Origin of the sequence: Kosakonia pseudosacchari (genome assembly GCF_015167415.1) — a bacterium.
Lineage (GTDB): Bacteria > Pseudomonadota > Gammaproteobacteria > Enterobacterales > Enterobacteriaceae > Kosakonia > Kosakonia pseudosacchari.
Window position 1 is genome coordinate 1499428 of sequence record NZ_CP063425.1, and the last position, 17174, is coordinate 1516601.

The 17174-nt window shown below is 55.9% G+C and carries 19 protein-coding genes and 1 riboswitch; of the genes, 8 read left to right on the plus strand and 11 right to left on the minus strand.

Features of this window, described 5'->3' with window-relative positions; genetic code table 11:
• From pmrA to yvcK, 3 genes are all read right to left on the minus strand, one after another.
• Positions 1-672, minus strand: coding sequence for a two-component system response regulator PmrA (pmrA, locus tag IP581_RS06980; RefSeq protein ID WP_086871663.1), 672 nt, complete (start codon positions 670-672; stop codon positions 1-3).
• Entirely contained in the window at positions 669-2312 is a 1644-nt protein-coding gene (gene eptA / locus IP581_RS06985; RefSeq protein WP_193822117.1) for a phosphoethanolamine transferase EptA, read from the minus strand. The genes pmrA and eptA overlap by 4 nt, the downstream gene beginning before the upstream one ends.
• Before the next feature lie 109 nt (positions 2313-2421).
• A complete protein-coding gene (gene yvcK, locus IP581_RS06990) occupies positions 2422-3330 on the minus strand; it encodes a uridine diphosphate-N-acetylglucosamine-binding protein YvcK (RefSeq protein ID WP_097400661.1) in 909 nt (302 codons plus the stop codon).
• Positions 3331-3556: 226 nt separating this feature from the next.
• Positions 3557-3702, plus strand: a riboswitch (molybdenum cofactor riboswitch).
• On the opposite strand from yvcK, the gene moaA reads away from it, so the two are divergent.
• From moaA to IP581_RS07025, 7 genes are all read left to right on the plus strand, one after another.
• On the plus strand, positions 3690-4679 hold the full coding sequence (moaA, locus tag IP581_RS06995) for a GTP 3',8-cyclase MoaA (RefSeq protein ID WP_193822118.1): 990 nt from the start codon (positions 3690-3692) through the stop codon (positions 4677-4679). (Overlaps the previous riboswitch by 13 nt.)
• Before the next feature lie 17 nt (positions 4680-4696).
• The gene (gene moaB, locus IP581_RS07000; RefSeq protein WP_193822119.1) at positions 4697-5209 is read left to right on the plus strand and encodes a molybdenum cofactor biosynthesis protein B; all 513 of its coding nucleotides are present in this window, start codon (positions 4697-4699) and stop codon (positions 5207-5209) included.
• A 3-nt stretch (positions 5210-5212) separates the two neighbouring features.
• A complete protein-coding gene (gene moaC / locus IP581_RS07005) occupies positions 5213-5698 on the plus strand; it encodes a cyclic pyranopterin monophosphate synthase MoaC (RefSeq protein WP_086871673.1) in 486 nt (161 codons plus the stop codon).
• Positions 5691-5936, plus strand: coding sequence for a molybdopterin synthase sulfur carrier subunit (gene moaD, locus IP581_RS07010; protein WP_097400664.1), 246 nt, complete (start codon positions 5691-5693; stop codon positions 5934-5936). Before moaC ends, moaD begins: the two co-directional genes overlap by 8 nt.
• Before the next feature lies 1 nt (position 5937).
• Positions 5938-6390, plus strand: a complete 453-nt coding sequence (gene moaE / locus IP581_RS07015) for a molybdopterin synthase catalytic subunit MoaE (protein ID WP_193822120.1) — start codon at positions 5938-5940, stop codon at positions 6388-6390.
• A gap of 57 nt (positions 6391-6447) precedes the next feature.
• On the plus strand, positions 6448-7155 hold the full coding sequence (locus IP581_RS07020; protein WP_017455996.1) for a Bax inhibitor-1/YccA family protein: 708 nt from the start codon (positions 6448-6450) through the stop codon (positions 7153-7155).
• A gap of 75 nt (positions 7156-7230) precedes the next feature.
• Positions 7231-7932 carry a Bax inhibitor-1 family protein gene (locus IP581_RS07025; RefSeq protein WP_193822121.1) on the plus strand — a complete coding sequence of 234 codons (702 nt, stop codon included), beginning with the start codon at positions 7231-7233 and terminating at the stop codon, positions 7930-7932.
• A gap of 4 nt (positions 7933-7936) precedes the next feature.
• On the opposite strand, the gene IP581_RS07030 is transcribed toward IP581_RS07025, so the two are convergent.
• From IP581_RS07030 to IP581_RS07040, 3 genes are read right to left on the minus strand one after another with little or no spacing between them, the layout of a single operon-like run.
• Complete coding sequence (locus tag IP581_RS07030; RefSeq protein WP_086871679.1) at positions 7937-8905, minus strand: lysylphosphatidylglycerol synthase domain-containing protein; 969 nt, start codon at positions 8903-8905, stop codon at positions 7937-7939.
• Positions 8902-10146 carry a cardiolipin synthase ClsB gene (gene clsB, locus IP581_RS07035; protein ID WP_193822122.1) on the minus strand — a complete coding sequence of 415 codons (1245 nt, stop codon included), beginning with the start codon at positions 10144-10146 and terminating at the stop codon, positions 8902-8904. The genes IP581_RS07030 and clsB overlap by 4 nt, the downstream gene beginning before the upstream one ends.
• Entirely contained in the window at positions 10143-10904 is a 762-nt protein-coding gene (locus IP581_RS07040; protein ID WP_086871683.1) for an endonuclease/exonuclease/phosphatase family protein, read from the minus strand. Before IP581_RS07040 ends, clsB begins: the two co-directional genes overlap by 4 nt.
• Positions 10905-11036: 132 nt before the next feature.
• On the opposite strand from IP581_RS07040, the gene IP581_RS07045 reads away from it, so the two are divergent.
• Positions 11037-11474: a YbhQ family protein gene (locus IP581_RS07045; protein ID WP_086871685.1), complete on the plus strand. Its 438-nt coding sequence runs from the start codon at positions 11037-11039 to the stop codon at positions 11472-11474.
• A gap of 53 nt (positions 11475-11527) precedes the next feature.
• Here IP581_RS07045 and IP581_RS07050 read toward each other — a convergent pair whose 3' ends face one another.
• From IP581_RS07050 to cecR, 5 genes are read right to left on the minus strand one after another with little or no spacing between them, the layout of a single operon-like run.
• A complete protein-coding gene (locus IP581_RS07050) occupies positions 11528-12634 on the minus strand; it encodes an ABC transporter permease (RefSeq protein WP_193822123.1) in 1107 nt (368 codons plus the stop codon).
• 9 nt (positions 12635-12643) lie between these two features.
• Positions 12644-13777, minus strand: coding sequence for an ABC transporter permease (locus IP581_RS07055; RefSeq protein ID WP_193822124.1), 1134 nt, complete (start codon positions 13775-13777; stop codon positions 12644-12646).
• Positions 13767-15506, minus strand: a complete 1740-nt coding sequence (locus IP581_RS07060) for an ATP-binding cassette domain-containing protein (protein WP_193822125.1) — start codon at positions 15504-15506, stop codon at positions 13767-13769. Before IP581_RS07060 ends, IP581_RS07055 begins: the two co-directional genes overlap by 11 nt.
• On the minus strand, positions 15499-16494 hold the full coding sequence (hlyD, locus tag IP581_RS07065) for a secretion protein HlyD (RefSeq protein ID WP_193822652.1): 996 nt from the start codon (positions 16492-16494) through the stop codon (positions 15499-15501). Before hlyD ends, IP581_RS07060 begins: the two co-directional genes overlap by 8 nt.
• Entirely contained in the window at positions 16494-17168 is a 675-nt protein-coding gene (cecR, locus tag IP581_RS07070; protein ID WP_020457113.1) for a transcriptional regulator CecR, read from the minus strand. Before cecR ends, hlyD begins: the two co-directional genes overlap by 1 nt.
• Positions 17169-17174: the final 6 nt, after the last annotated feature.

Genomic DNA, 17174 nt, shown 5'->3' on the forward strand with positions numbered 1-17174 from the left:
TCAGCTCCGTTCCTGCGGTTGCACCAGCATATAACCAAATCCGCGCACAGTACGGATACGCGATTTGCCGATTTTGTCGCGCAAATTATGGATATGCACTTCCAGCGTATTCGTCGACGGTTCGTTATCCCAGTTGTAAATATCGTTATAGAGGATTTCCCGGTGTACCGGGCTTTCGGCTTTCAGCATCAGGCGCGAGAGCAGGGCGTACTCTTTTGGCGTCAGCTCAAGTAATTGATTATCCAGCCACGCCTGGCGGCGGGTCACATTCAGCGTCAGATTACCGTGGCTGATTTCATTATCACCCTGATTATTATGGCGGCGCAGCAGCGCGCGAATGCGCGCGTTCAGCTCGTCCAGCGCAAAAGGTTTAACCAGGTAGTCGTCTGCACCGGTATCCAGCCCCGCAACGCGATCTTCAAGCGTATCGCGGGCGGTGAGGATCAATACCGGCAGCGTATATTTTTCGCGACGCAGCCGGGTGAGCAGATGTAAACCGTTTTCATCCGGCAGCCCCAAATCGAGCACCAGCAGGCTGTAATGGCCGTTCGCCAGACACAACGCCGCTTCGTGCGCGGTAGAGACGCCATCGCAGGCGTATCCTTCGCTTTGCATCGCCAGAATCAACCCCTGCAACAGCAGAGCATCGTCCTCAACCACCAGAATCTTCATTTCAACGGCCCCCGGCACGCGGTTAAAAGATCGTCTTCAGCACGGTACTCTTTCGTGCTGACACCCAGTATACCCAACATCGTCGGGAAGAGGTTGTCCTGTGAAACCGCCTTCTCCCGCGCATTTTTTTGCAGACACTGACTGTTCACGCCATAACGCGTTTGATACTCCTGCGACAGCCAAATCAGTAGCGGAACATGTTTTTGTGTTTCCGGCGCGATGGAGTACGGCAGACCGTGCAAGTAAACGCCATTTTCGCCAAGCGACTCACCGTGATCGGAGAGATAAACCAGGCTGGTGGTGAATTTATCCTGCTTCGATTGAAGCAATTTTATTGCTTTATCAACAATATAATCGACATACAAAATGGTGTTGTCATAAGTATTAATCAGTTGCTGCTGTGAGCAGGTCTGAATTTCATTGGTATCGCAGGTCGGTGTAAATTTACGGAACTGCGCCGGGTAGCGGTTGTAATACGTCGGCCCGTGGCTGCCGATCGTGTGTAATACAATCACTCCGTCTCCCTGTAATTTATCGATATAACTGGCGAGATCGTGGAATAAAATCTCATCCTGGCATTCGCCCTTAATGCAGTAATCCGGCAAGTTTAATTGCGTCATATCCTGATGCGGAACACGATCGCACGCGCCTTTACAGCCGCCGTCGTTCTCATTCCACATCACGTTAATTCCCGCTCGTTGGATAATATCCAGCAACCCTTCCTGATGCGCCGCCAGTTGATCATCATAATGGGCGCGCGTCATACCGGAGAACATGCACGGTACGGAGATGGCGGTGGCGGTCCCACAGGAAGCCGTGTTCGGGAAGTAGATAACATTATCCTGCTTTAACAAGGGATTGGTTTCACGCGCATAACCGCCGAGCGAAAAGTTTGCCGCACGCGAAGTTTCACCCAGCACCAGAATGGTGAGATTTTTGTGCGGGCCATTACGCATTTCCGCGCGCTGATGCGCATCTTCACCAATACGCACCAGCGGCAAATTGGCCGTGTGGTTATGGGAATACCAGGAGAGCGAGGCGGCAATCGAGTTAGACGGACTGAGTGATTTCACCAGCTCTTTATTATTACGAAACAGCGAGGCGTAATCTTTATAAAACAGCAGCGCCACCGCCACAATAACCAGCACCGAAATAATGATGCTGGCAACGCGCAACATTATGCTACGTAACGCGGAGCGGGCCGGTTTTATTTTAATCCACCAGGCGATAACTATCGCCAGAATGCCGGTCAGCAGCAGCGTCAGCACCAGTTTAGTCGACAGCAGAGCGAAACTTTCCGCCAGCGTGGTGTCAAGAATATTGGTGATCATCGAACGGTCGATAATAATGCCAAACGTCGAAATGAAATATTGCGCCGCCGAACTCACCAGCACAAAGAGTGTAATAACCAGGCGATCAAGACGCACAAACGACGCCAGAGACAGCACAATATTAATAACGCTGAAAGCAACCAGCGGCATGGAGAGAAAAACCAGCCAGCTATGCCATGAGTTCACCGGCAACAAAGTGAATGCCTGATGATAAAACGCAATGTTCAGACCCAGCGCAATGTAGGCGGCAAAGAGCAGAATAAAATGAAGGCGGCTTAAGGCGGGCCGACGAAGGTGACGCATACGCATACTCGGATCCTGCAATGAAAGTAGCGCTATGCTGACAGCCGATTTTTAAGACAACCTTAAGGAATTAAGCAAAGCGATGGCGGGAGAAAGAATTCCCGCCGCCTGCGTTTTAACCCAGATGTTGCACCGCTTTTTCCAGCGCTACGCGCAGCAGATGCCGGTCGTGGCGGTAGGGGATATCGCTGGCTTCCAGCGCTTCCTGAATGATTAACCGATCGCTAACGTCCTGCGTATCGACTTTCGGGCCAACAATGGCGGCATCAATGATTTTTTTGCCGACGTACTGCTCCATAATCGCCAGCTTGTCTGCCAGCGTCAGGCTGGCGGCGGCCGGGCTGAGTTCTTTACCGAGATTGCCAATGTAAACGACCGGTGCGGGTGTACGGCGTAATGCCTGCGCCAGATCGTCAAGTAGCAGCAGCGGCAGCAGACTGGTGTAAAAGCTGCCAGGGCCGATGATAATCAAGTCCGCTTCGGCGATTGCCTGGACCGCTTCGCGAGTAGCATGCACCTTCGGAAACAGCATTAATTCCTGAATTGGCGCATGAAGCTGGTCAATGTTGACCTCGCCATAAACCTGGTGCCCTTCACTGTCGGTGGCCATCAGATCGACCGGTTGCTCAGACATCGGGATTAAAAACGCGTCCACCTTTAATAAATTGCGAATTAAATTGATCGCTTCCAGAGGCCGCACACTGAGATGATCGAGCGCCTTTAACATTAAATTTCCGAGGTTATGCCCGGAAAGTTCGCCATTACCGCTAAAACGGTATTCAAACATCGCCGACGCCACGCTCGGCTCGGTAATGAGCTGGTTTAAACAATTACGCATATCGCCCCAGGCGATCCCGCCTTCAGAGCGACGAATACGCCCGGTAGAACCGCCGTTATCGGTGGTGGTGACAATGCCGGTAAGCCGCGATCCCAACGAGGCAAGCGAAGACATCACACGCCCGAGGCCATGCCCGCCGCCGAGGGCGACAACACGATCCAGGTCTGCAAGTGTGCGATTACGCATAATGATTCCTTATGAAAATTTACCGCGCTACGTTAGCCTAAATACCACCAAAAGACGATGCCGCGCGGAAAGGAAAATGACACATATCAAAGCAAAAAGGGTATTTTCGCGTACTCTGTAGCGAAAGTGCACGATCATGTCGCTATGTATGCATTTATATAGCGATAATCGTGATAGCGAAAGCCCGGCGTTCGCGCTACTATCGCCTGAGCAATTTTAGCGTTACTGACAAAACATACACTCAAGCCTTGGCAACCTAACTCTCACGACATGGTGCTTTGGCCGTAGCAAAACCGAACGGTTCTGCTGCCAGGGTGCAGGAAGAAATGACTGCATCTCCCATACTTGGAAAGGTGTACATGGCCTCACAACTTACCGATGCGTTCGCGCGTAAGTTCTATTACTTGCGTTTGTCGATCACCGATGTGTGCAATTTCCGTTGCACCTACTGTCTGCCCGACGGCTACAAGCCGAGCGGCGTCAACAATAATGGCTTCCTGAGCGTCAAGGAAATTCGCCGGGTTACCCGCGCGTTTAGCGCCATGGGCACGGAGAAAGTGCGACTGACCGGCGGGGAACCCTCCCTGCGCCGCGATTTCACCGACATCATCGCGACGGTGCGCGAAAACCGCGCTATCCGCCAGATTGCCGTCACCACTAACGGCTACCGCCTGGCGCGCGACGCTAAACAGTGGCGCGACGCCGGTCTTACCGCCATCAACGTCAGCGTCGACAGCCTCGATGCGCGTCAGTTTCACGCCATTACCGGGCAGGATAAATTCCGCCAGGTGATGGATGGCATAGATGCTGCCTTCGGCGCCGGGTTTGCCAAAGTCAAAGTCAACACCGTGCTGATGCGCGACGTGAACCATCATCAGCTCGACACCTTTCTGGCGTGGATCAAATCACGCCCCATCCAGCTACGCTTTATTGAATTGATGGAAACCGGCGAGGGCAGCGAGCTTTTCCGCAACCACCATATCTCCGGCATGGTGCTGCGCGATGAACTGCTTAAACGCGGTTGGATCCACCAGTTGCGCCAGCGCAGCGACGGCCCGGCGCAGGTTTTCTGCCACCCGGATTATGAGGGTGAAATTGGCCTCATCATGCCGTATGAAAAAGATTTCTGCGCCAGCTGTAACCGCCTGCGCGTCTCCTCGACCGGTAAACTGCATCTGTGCCTGTTTGGTGATGGCGGCGTGAATCTGCGCGATCTGCTGCAAGACGATGCGCAGCAAGCGATGCTGGAACAGCGTATTGCGGTGGCGTTAACGCACAAAAAGCAGACGCACTTCCTGCATCAGGGCAATACAGGCATTACGCAAAACCTTTCCTACATCGGCGGTTAAACCGCAAGGAGAATGACATGAGCCAGGTCAGCGCGGAGTTTATCCCGGTAAGGCTTGCTATTTTGACGGTCTCCAGCCGTCGCGGTGAAGAAGACGATACCTCCGGTCACTGGCTGCGCGACGCCGCGCATGAAGCCGGTCACCAGTTGGTTGAGAAAGCCATTGTCAAAGAGAACCGTTACGCCATTCGCGCCCAGGTTTCCGCGTGGATCGCAAGCGAAAATGTGCAGGTCGTGTTGATCACCGGCGGCACCGGTTTGACGGAAGGCGATCAGGTGCCGGAAGCGTTATTGCCGCTGTTCGATCGTGAAGTTGAAGGGTTTGGCGAAGTGTTCCGCATGCTCTCTTTTGAAGAGATTGGTACGGCGACGCTGCAATCCCGCGCCGTTGCCGGTATGGCGAATAAAACGTTGATTTTTGCCATGCCCGGTTCGACTAAAGCCTGCCGCACCGCATGGGAAAATATCATTGCGCCACAGTTGGATGCGCGTACGCGCCCGTGTAATTTCTACCCCCATCTTAAGAAATAAGTTATGTCACAACTGACCCATATTAACGCCGACGGCGAAGCGCACATGGTGGATGTCTCCGCTAAAGCGGAAACCGTCCGCGAAGCGCGCGCTGAAGCGTTTGTCACCATGTCGGCGCAAACGCTGGCGATGATCGTCGATGGTAGCCACCACAAAGGTGATGTCTTTGCCACCGCGCGTATCGCCGGGATCCAGGCGGCGAAACGCACCTGGGAACTGATCCCACTGTGCCACCCGCTATTGCTGAGCAAAGTCGAAGTGCTGTTGCAGGCGGAGACGGAACATAACCGCGTGCGTATCGAGGCCGTATGCCGCCTGAGTGGCAAAACCGGCGTGGAGATGGAAGCGCTTACCGCGGCCTCGGTCGCGGCGTTAACCATTTACGATATGTGTAAAGCGGTGCAGAAAGATATGGTGATTGGCCCGGTGCGTTTGCTGGCGAAAAGCGGCGGCAAATCCGGTGATTTCAGGGCGGATAGCAATGATTAAAGTCCTTTTTTTCGCGCAGGTGCGCGAGCTGGTCGGCTGCGACAGCACCACTATTGATACTGTTTTCGCTTCCGTTGAGGCGCTGCGCCAGCATCTGGCGGCGCAGGGCGAGCGCTGGGCGCTGGCGCTGGAGGAAGGCAAACTGCTGGCGGCGGTCAACCAGACGCTGGTCAGTTTTGACCATCCGTTGCAAAGCGGCGATGAAGTCGCTTTCTTCCCGCCGGTGACCGGAGGCTAAAATGAGCGACACGCGAATTTGCGTCGATCATGCGACATTCAACGTCGGTGAGGAGTACGCCTGGCTGGCCGCGCGCGATGAAGACGGCGCCGTGGTGACGTTTACCGGCAAAGTGCGCAATCACAATTTAGGTGACAGCGTCAGTGCGTTAACGCTGGAGCACTATCCGGGCATGACGGAAAAATCGCTGGTGGAGATCGTTGATGAAGCGCGCAGCCGCTGGCCGCTCGGGCGTGTCACGGTGTATCACCGCGTGGGCGAATTGTGGCCGGGCGACGAGATAGTTTTTGTTGGCGTAGCCAGCGCGCACCGCAGCAGCGCGTTTGACGCCGGGCAATTCATTATGGATTACCTGAAAACGCGCGCGCCGTTCTGGAAACGCGAGGCGACGCCGGAAGGCGATCGCTGGGTGGAAGCCCGCGACAGCGACAAGCAGGCGGCGGAACGTTGGTAATCCGTTGAGCAGAGATGTGTTAACCTTAAAAGGCTAACCCATCAATCTGGAGTGATTATGGACCGTTTCCCTCGTTCTGATTCAATTGTTCAGCACAGCCGCACCGGCTTACAAACGTATATGGCGCAGGTATATGGCTGGATGACCTGCGGCCTGCTGCTGACGGCGTTTGTCGCCTGGTACGCCGCGCGCAGCGAAGCCATCATGTCGTTCGTTTTTTCCAGCCAGATAACCTTCTTTGGCCTGGTGATTGCGCAACTGGCGGTAGTGTTTGTGCTCTCCGGGCTGATTCATAAGCTAAGCGCCGGGCTGGCAACCACGCTGTTTATGCTCTATTCGGCGCTAACCGGGCTGACGATTTCCAGTATCTTGCTGGTCTACACCGCGCAATCTATCGCCGCCACCTTTGTTGTCACCGCCGGGATGTTTGGCGCGATGAGTCTGTACGGTTACACCACCAAACGCGATCTCAGCGGCCTCGGCAGCATGCTGTTTATGGGGCTGATTGGTATTCTGCTGGCTTCACTGGTCAACTTCTGGCTGAAAAGTGAAGCGCTAATGTGGGCAGTAACCTATATCGGGGTGGTGATTTTCGTTGGCCTGACCGCCTACGACACGCAGAAGCTGAAAAATATCGGTCAGCAAATCGATGTTCGCGACGCCTCACAGCTGCGTAAATCCTCCATTCTCGGCGCGCTGACGCTGTACCTCGACTTCATTAACCTGTTCCTGATGCTGTTGCGTATTTTCGGCAACCGCCGTTAATATCCCGCTTCACGATCCCGGCACTGGCCGGGATTTTTTTGCCTGGCGGATAGCCACTGTTCAAGGAGGAACCCGGTGAAACCCTTTGGCTGGATCCAGCCTGCACAGGTCGCCCCCGCAGAGCTGATGGTGACTATTTGCTTATGGCTGGCGGCAGGGATGGCGCTGAGTATCGCGACGGCCTGGCTGGTGCTGGATGTTATGGCGATCCGCGCGTTTACCGAACACAGCGCGATCATTGTGCTGCTGGTGATCCTCTGGTTTGTCGCCGCCCTGGCGCTCAACGTTCTTTTTGACCGCTTCAATACCTGGTTGGCGTTAGCCGGTCTGGTGCTGATGAGTATCCTCTCGGGCTTGCTGCTCGCCAGCCTGTTTCCGCTCGGCGGGATTGTCGTGCATCTGGCGATAACCGGCGGGATGTATCTGCTTGGCGCGGCAATTGCCCACTTTGCTGGTTCATCCCTGCGCGGCAGCGGATACTACTGGCTGATGGCGCTGGCGGGTCTGTTGCTGGCGATAGCGGTAAACAGCCTGCGTCACAGCGGTCTGCTGCTGTGGTTCGGTAGCATAATGTCGGTACTCTTCTTTAGCGCGGTAAGCGCATACAAAAGCAATTCCATCACCGTGAGCGCGCGTGAACTCTACGCCCGCGAGTTCACCACCGTGCAGAGCTGCGCGATCCGTGGCGCCCTGGCTGTCTGGCTTGGGGTCATCACCGCGTTTTTCAGAACGCTGGAACTGCTGTCGTATCTCTTGCCGGGCACCAACTCGCGCTAAAAACTTACTGCTGCGCCATCGCTTTTTCGTTTTTCGCCCGCAGCTTTTTCGCCCGGCTCTCCAGCAACAGATAGCAAACCAGCGCCAGCAGCAGCGGCAAGAAGTAGTAGAGCACGCGATAGGCGAGCAGGGCGGCGATAATCATGCCTTGTGAAACATGCTCGCTGGCGAGCAGGGCGATGAATACCGCTTCGAGCACGCCAATCCCCGCCGGAATATGCACAATGACACCCGCGATACTACTGACCAGCAATACGCCAAGCACGAAGAAGAAATCGGCCTGCATACCCATCAGCAGCCAGATTATCGCCCCCATGGCTATCCAGTTGGCGCTGGAAATAGCCAACTGCGCCACGGCGAATTTCCACGATGGCAGCACCAGCTTGTGGCCTTTGATCGTCAGATGACGGCGTTTGGCGAACGCGCAACCCCACAGGTAGACCGCAATCACCAGCAACAACACCACGCCAACGATGCGCAGCGTCGTGTCGTCGATATACCAGTGCGCCGGGATCTGCACCACGCCGAAGGTAAAAATCACCCCACCGAGCAAAATATAGCCCAGCCAGTTGGTGGTAATACTCAGCGAGAAAATGCGCGTAATCGTGCTGCCCGGCAGGCCAAGACGTGAGTACAGCCGGTAACGCATACCGATACCGCCCACCCACGTGCTGAGCGTCAGGTTGAAGGCGTAACAGATAAACGACACCAGCATGACCTGGCGTTTTGCCAGCTTGTGCCCGCAATAAGCGCGGCCGAGCAAGTCATAGCAGCCATATAACAAATAACTGATCACCACCAGTGCGACGGCGCTCAGCAGCGCGGTGCGGTTATAGTCGCGGATGACTTTCCAGACATCATCCCAGTTCACTTTTTGTGCATACAGCACCAGCAGCACCGCAACAGCAATAAAAAACAGCACGGTGAGGATTCTTTTCGCCAGCCGCCAGCGCGGATGTGAGCGTGATGTCATGGTTTCACCCCTGAGTGCTGCGCTTCAGTCCGATCCTGGGTTTCAATTTCGGGCTGAACGGGCGGCTCCACCTTAGCCAGCCTTGGCGTATGCGCCGGTAACCAGCCAACCATCGCCGGGAAATGGCGTAAAAAGTGGAACACCACCACGCTTTTTCCGAGGTTCCACCACGTTCGTTTCGGCGCCATGGACTCATTTACCCGCACGCAGTCGTTTTTAATCAGCCCCTGCAAATTGTCGCGCAGGGTCTGGTTAAACACGCGGTCATGAATAATCAGATTGGCTTCGAGGTTGAGCGACAGGCTCAGCGGGTCAAGGTTGCTGGAGCCGATAGTGGCCCAGTGATCGTCCATCAGCGCCACTTTGCCATGCAGCGGGCGGCGGCGATATTCATACACCTGCACGCCACCTTTCAGCAGATAGTTATAGAGCAGCTCCGCGCCGACTTTGACAATCGGCATGTCTGGCTCGCCCTGTACAATCAGTTTCACCGTGACGCCCCGCCGCGCGGCGCTGCGCATGGCGTGCAGCAAACGGTAGCCGGGGAAAAAGTAGGCATTGGCGATGATCACTTCGCGGCGCGCGTTCGCCAGCATTTTCAGGTAGTGGCGTTCAATGTCGACGCGGTGATCATCGTTGTCGCGCCAGACAAACAGCGCCTGCGCTTCGCCAGGTTTGCGGTTCTCCTCCGGGCGATGGCGACGCTTGCGCCACCAGCGTTTGACCGGTGCGTTATCCGGCAGATTCTCCAGTTCAAATTGCAAAATATCCAGCACCACCGGGCCTTCAACCCGCACGGCGTAATCTTGTTTCGCTTCCGGGCCGTAGCTGGTGACGTGCTCTGCCGAGTAGTTAATGCCGCCAACAAACGCCACCGTATTATCGATCACCACGATTTTGCGGTGCATACGGCGAAAGAGATTGGTGCGCATGCCGAACAGCCGTGGGCCGGGATCGTAGTAACGGAAAATGACTCCCGCCGAGGTCAGCGCACTGACAAACGGTTCGCTCAGATCCGGCGAACCGTAGCCGTCCAGCAATACTTCGATGCTGATCCCGCGTTGGGCAGCGCGCAGCAGCGTCTGCTGCAACTGACGGCCAACATCGTCTTCAAACCAGATAAAGGTTTCCAGAATAACGCGCTGCTGCGCATGGTCGATGGCGTCAAACAGCGCGGGATAATAGTTATCCCCGTTTTCCAGCAACTGAATGCGATTGCCTTCCCGCCAGCTACATTTCATAGGTGGATCTCCGCGCTCAGTGGGGCATGATCGGACAAATGACGCCAGTTACGCAGCGGCAACGCGGTCGGTGCGCTGGCATTCGCGTTTTTCACATAAATACGATCGAGGCGCAGCAGCGGCAGGCTGACCGGAAACGTGCGGGCAGGGCGGCCATGCGCACGGGTGAAGATCTCCTCCAGCCCGGCCTGCACTTTCAACGGGTGATTGGCTTTTTGCCGCCAGTCGTTAAAGTCGCCAGCCACCACCACCGGTTCATTTTCCGGCAGCCCATTGACCCACTCCGCCAGCATCGTCAGCTGTGCCTGGCGGTGCGCTTCCCGCAGCCCCAGGTGGACACAAATCACATGCAACGCATGACCCAAATCCGGCGGCACAATCCGGCAGTAGAGCAGGCCGCGTTTTTCGCTGCCATCAACGGAGACGTCGCGGTTTTCATAGTGTTCAATCGGAAAGCGGGAGAGCACTGCATTACCATGATGTCCTTCCGGGTAGACCGCATTGCGCCCGTAGGCGTAATCGCTCCACATGGTATCGGCAAGGAATTCGTAATGGGTGGTGTCCGGCCAGTTTTCCACATGCAACGGATGGACTTCATGAGCGCCCATCACCTCTTGCAGGCAGACGATATCGGCACTGACAGTGCGCACCGCATCGCGCAGCTCGGGCAAAATAAAGCGGCGGTTAAATGCGGTGAAGCCTTTGTGGGTATTTATGGTGAGCACTTTTAATGAAAAATTTCGCGCGTGTTGGGTCATAACTCTCCTGCCAGCGTCACTCTCCTCGTGAAAATAAATTGTAGTCCCTGTCACAAAAAAGGGCGGGGTTACGGAATTTTCCGTAAATACGAGTACTCTTCATACAGATAAAAATCCTTCAGGAGAGAAGCCATGAAGTGGCAACAACGTGTTCGTGTCGCGACTGGCCTGAGTTGCTGGCAGATTATGTTGCACGTACTGATTGTAACGCTGCTGGTGATGGGCTGGACGAGCGGCACGCTGGTGCGTGTTGGCTTAGGGCTGTGCGTGCTGTATGGCATCTCCGTGTTGCTGATGCTATTTCTCCAGCGCCACCATGAAGCGCGCTGGCGCGAGTTCGGCGATGTACTGGAGGAGTTGACCACTACCTGGTATTTTGGCGCGTCGCTGATTGTTATCTGGCTGCTCTCCCGCGTATTGCAAAATAATTATTTGCTGGCGGTTGTCGGGCTGGCGATCCTCGCGGGGCCGGCGGTGGTGTCGCTGCTAACCAAAGAGAGAAAACTTCCCGCTAAATCCTTCGGTCTGCATCAACGCGGCAACACAGCCAATCCTCACGATCACCGCTAATGCAGTAAAACAGACGGGCAAGCGCACCTGCCCGTACGCAAGCCGAAAATGCATCACATAATTTTGCGTCTGAACAGCGCGTACGCCGCTGAACCGGTGGTCGCCGCAATTACCAGCAGCGGCCACAAACTCTGCCAGACAATCGCGAAGCTGGCGTCCTTCAGGTAAATCTGCTTGGTGATATCGGTAAAGTGGCGGATTGGATTCGCCCAGGTGAGATCCTGCAACCAGACCGGCATATTCTCCACCGGCGACACATAACCGGAGAGCAAAATCGCCGGCATCATAAAGACAAACACGCCAATAAACGCCTGCTGTTGTGTTGAGCAGAGCGACGAAATCAGCAAGCCAAAGCCCACCAGCGACAAGCCATACACCAGCATGGTGAAATAGAACAGCAGCAGCGAACCGGCGAAGGGGATTTTGTACGCCAGAATGCCGACGCCGAGCACAATGGTTGCCTGAAAGGTGGCGACAATGAGGGCGGGCACCGCTTTACCGACAAAGATTTGCCACGTCGCCAGCGGTGAAACCAGTAGTTGATCGAGCGTGCCTTGTTCGCGTTCACGCGCCACCGACAACGAGGTGACAATCATCACGCCGATGGTGGTGATCATCGCAATCAGCGACGGCACGACAAACCATTTGTAGTCGAGATTCGGGTTATACCAGTTGCGCACTACCAGCTCGCTATTGTTCGGTTTTTCCCGGCCGCTGAGCAGCTCCTGTTGATAATCCTTAACGATCTGCTGCAAATAGTTGGCGGCGATTTGCGCGCTGTTGGAGTTACGCCCATCGAGAATCAACTGCATCGGCGCGGTGATGCCGCTGTCGAGATTACGCGAGAAATCTGCCGGGAAGCGCACCAGCAACAGCGCTTTTTGCGTGTCGATGGTCGGGCGGATTTCTTGCGGGCTGTTCAGCAGCAAAACGTGGGTAAAGGCTTTCGCACGGGCAAAACGCTGCGTCAGCTCAACGGCGTGCTTACCGTTATCTTCGTTATAGATAGCGATAGTGGCGTTGGTCACTTCCAGCGTGGCGGCGAACGGAAACAGCAGCACCTGAATCAGCACCGGCAAAATCAAAATAGCGCGGGTTTGCGGCTCGCGCAGCAGCGATTGCAACTCTTTGCGGATAAGCGTCAGTAAGCGGTAAAACATGGCTTTTCCTTAATCCAGTCTGCGTTTGGTTTTCAGCCACGTCAGGCCAATAAACATCACCGCCGAGGCGACTAAAAACAGCACGTTTACCAGCAGCACCACCGGGATATTACCCGCCAGGAACAGGCTTTGCAGGGTGCTGACAAAGTAACGTGCCGGAATGATGTACGTCACCACGCGGATAATGGCGGGCATGCTGTCTATCTGGAAAATAAAGCCGGACAGCATAATCGATGGTAAAAACGCGGCGTTCAGCGCCACCTGCGCTGCGTTAAACTGATTGCGTGTGACGGTGGAAATCAACAACCCCATGCCTAAGGTACTCAGCAAAAACAGGCTGGTAATCAAAAAGAGGATCAGCAGCGAGCCGCGATAGGGCACACCGAGAATGAACACTGACACCAGCATGCACAGCCCCATCGCCAGCATGCCAAGAAAGTAATAAGGAATGAGTTTGCACAGCAGCAGTTCCGCGCGGGTAATTTCGGTCGAAAGCAGCGCTTCCATGGTGCCGCGCTCCCATTCGCGCGCCACCACCAGTGAGGTGAGGATCGCGCCTATCACCGTCATGATAATGGTCACCGCACCAGGGATAATAAAGTGCTGGCTGATAGCCGCCGGGTTAAACCAGTAGCGCGTCTGCACATCAATCAATGGCTTAAACGTCTCGCCGCTATCTTCCGCGCGTTGCTGTTGCCAGAGCTGCCAGATGCCTTCGACATACCCTTGCACAAAGTTGGCGGTGTTCGGTTCGCTGCCATCGGTTATCACCTGAATCGGCGCACTGTCGCCCGGACGCGCCATTTGCGCGGCGAAGTTCACCGGGATCACCACCAGCCCGCGAATGCGCCCGGCCTGCATCATCTGGATCAGTTGCTGGCGGTTATCGCTGATGGTGGCATCAATATAGGGCGAACCGGTCAGCGTATGGGTAAAATCCAGCGCCTCTTCGCTGTGCTGTTCAAGCAGGACACCCACGCGCAGTTTGCTGGAATCCAGGTTAATACCGTACCCGAAAATAAACAGCAGCAGCAGCGGGATCACCACCGCAATCAACCAGCTACTGGGGTCACGCACAATCTGGCGGGTCTCTTTCACGCATAACGCGCGTACGCGCCGCCAGGAGAGGGCTTTAACGCTCATCGTGATGCTCCTTATCCCAGTTGTGGATAAGCGTGATAAACGCGTGCTCCATGGTCGGGTCCGGGTGATCTTCATCAGCGGTTTGCGCTTTCAACGCGTCCGGCGTGCCGCTGGCGATTAACTTCCCGCGATAGACCAGCCCAATGCGATCGCAATACTCCGCTTCATCCATAAAGTGGGTAGTTACCATCACGGTGACCCCTTTTTCCACCATGCTGTTGATATGCAGCCAGAACTCGCGACGCGTCAGCGGATCAACACCGGAAGTCGGCTCATCGAGAAACAGAATGTCCGGTTCATGCATCAGCGAACAGGCCAGTGCCAGCCGCTGCTTAAAGCCGAGCGGCAGTTCGTCGGTGGCATGACTGGCGATACTCTTCAGCCCGAACGCCTCGCTCATGCGCGCGATTTTCTCGTTCTGTGCCCGGCCACGCAGGCCATAGACGCCGGAAAAGAAGCGCAGGTTTTGTTCCACCGTCAGGTTGCCGTAGAGGGAGAACTTCTGCGCCATATACCCCAGGTGCTGGCGTGCTTTACCGGAACTGACTTTCAGATCCATATTCAGCACCAGCGCCTGGCCATCCGTCGGCACCAGTAGACCGCACATCATTTTGAAGGTAGTGGATTTCCCCGCGCCGTTCGGGCCGAGCAGGCCAAAAATCTCCCCGCGTTTGACGGCGAAATTGACATTATCGGTGGCGGCGAAATCGCCAAACTTTTTGGTCAGTGATTTGGCTTCAATGACCGTCTCTACCGCGCTGCCTTCCACAGTGTGCAGAATCGCCCCCAGCGGCGATTCGGAGGTGCCCGCGCCGCCAAGCAGGTCGATAAAGGCATCTTCAAAGCGCGGGGCCGTCTCCTCGATCTGCAGGGCTGGCATATTTTCTGCCTGCTGCAACGCCTGTGCTTGCGCCCCTTTTTTCAGGATCATGCGTACAGAACGCCCCTGGATCATGCCGTCGCTGACCTGCGGCTGCTTAAGAATGCGGCGCAGCAGACGGCGGTTGTTCTCCGCGGCGCTGGTCACTAAAAAGCTGCGTCCGGCCATGGTTTGCGTCAGCGCTTTCGGCTCGCCCTGATAGAGCAGTTCGCCTTCGTTCATCAACAACACATCGCGGCACTGCTCGGCTTCATCAAGGTAGGAGGTGCTCCAGAGGATCAGCATGCCGTCGCCCGCCAGCTCGTGCACCATCTGCCACAGTTCGCGGCGGGAGATCGGATCGACACCGACACCTGGCTCATCCAGCAACAGCACTTTTGGCTCGCCGACCAGGGTGCAGGCCAGCCCCAGCTTCTGTTTCATGCCGCCGGAGAGTTTCCCCGCCAGTCGCCCGGTAAACGGGGCGAGGGCGGTGAACTCCAGCAGTCGCGCAAAGGTCTGGCGACGCTGTTCACCGGTAACGCTGCGCAAATCGGCATACAGATTGAGGTTTTCCATTACCGTCAAATCTTCATACAGGCCAAACTTTTGCGGCATATACCCGAGCATGGCATGCAGCTCGCTGTCATTAGCGATGGGATCAAGCCCCATCACCTGCGCGCTACCCTCATCCGGGCGCATCAGCCCGGCAAGCATGCGCATCAGCGTGGTTTTCCCGGCGCCATCCGGGCCGACAAGGCCAGTGACATATCCCGCTTTGATTTCACAATCCAGTCGCGCGACGGCGGGTTTTTCCATACCGGCAAAGCGCTTAACCAGACCGCGCAGATGGATAGCCGCTTCACTCATGGCGGGCCTCGCCGCTAAAGCGCAGCGTTACAGGCATCCCCTGGCGCAGGCTGTCATCGGCATCGGTCACAATAATGCGCAGGCGATAGACCAGATCGGTACGCAAATCCGGGGTTTCGACAGTTTTCGGCGTAAATTCGGCGGTGGGCGAAACAAAGCCAATTTTGCCGTGATAAGGCTTATCCGGGCGGCCATCGGTATAGAGCAAAATTTCTTGCCCCGGCTGTGCCTGGTGCAAATTGCGCTCACCCACATAGGCGCGAACCCATACCGGGCGCGTCAGGGAGAGGGTTAATACGGTGCTTCCGGCGCTCAGCATGCTGCCGGGTTCGACGGCGCGCGTCAGTACCGTGCCGTTACTTGGCGCGATAAGCGTGGTGTCATGCAGATCCAGTTGCGCCTGCGCCAGCGCGGCTTCAGCCTGTTCCAGACTGGCTTTTGCCTGGGCGATTTCCTGCGGGCGATTACCGGCGCGGTACTGGCTCAATTTATCTTGTGCCGATTTCAGCGTGGCCTCGGCCTGATCCCGCGAAGAGCGGGCATTTTCCAGATCGTTTGCCGAAATCGCCCGGCTTTTCATCAACCCTTGCTGGCGCTGATAGAAATTCTGCGCGTAGTCATATGCCGCCTGCGCCTGGCGTACGGCGGCGACGGCCTGGGCTATCTCTTCATCGCGGTAACCGGCGGTCGCCAGCGAGTATTTTGCCTGCGCGGTGGCGACATTGGCTTGTGCCTGCAACAGCGCGTTTTCATACGGCGCTTTGTCTATTTCACCAAGGGTTTGCCCGGCACGTATCGCATCCCCTTCATCCACGTTCAGCGCAGAAAGCCGCCCGCCAACGCGGAAGCTTAGATTCACCGTGCGAATGTCGACATTCCCGTACAGGGTGAGTGTGCGGTCTTGTTTGCTTTGATACCACAGCCAGCCGCCGCCCAGCGCGGCCAGTACCACCACAACTATCACTACCACGACGATGGGTTTTTTCATCACGTTGAACTCCTGTTCGTTAATCCTTGCAAGATAAGATCGATATGACAGGTGATGACCTGATAAATCTGTGTCGCTTTCTCTTCATCAAACTGCGTCCAACCGGCGCGCAGCAAAATGGTCTCCCGCCCGAGGCGAAAGGCGAGGATCTGGCCGATAAGCGCATGGGTATGAATAATGGTTTGTGTATCTTTGGCGTCGCGTCCGGTGTAAGCCGCGAGCAGCGCCGTAAAGTGGCTGTGCAGCGGCGCAATCACCTGGTCATGCACCAACTGGTAAGCACGCGTCGGCGAGAGCTGCTCGCGGGAGATAAATTTGCTCAGGTTGAGCGTCTCGTCATGGGTGAGCAGCACAATCATGTTTTTACAGGCGCGGTGGATCAGCTCGCGAATGGCGGCTTTATCCGGCGTGGGCTGGGCGAACAGCTCTTCGGCGGCTTGTACATGCGGGCGAAAATTGTCGCTGATAAAATCGGCAATCCACTGTGCGCAGGCGAGATATAAATCCTCTTTTGAGCCAAAATAGTAAGTGATCGCGGCGATATTCTGCCCGGCTTGTGCGGCGATATCCCGCGTGGTGGCATGCAAGCCATATTCACCAAACTGCGCCAGCGCGGCGGCAATCAGCTGGTTTCGGGCCTGTTCACCCCGGCTGGTGGTCGGTGTTGTATGCATGGCGGT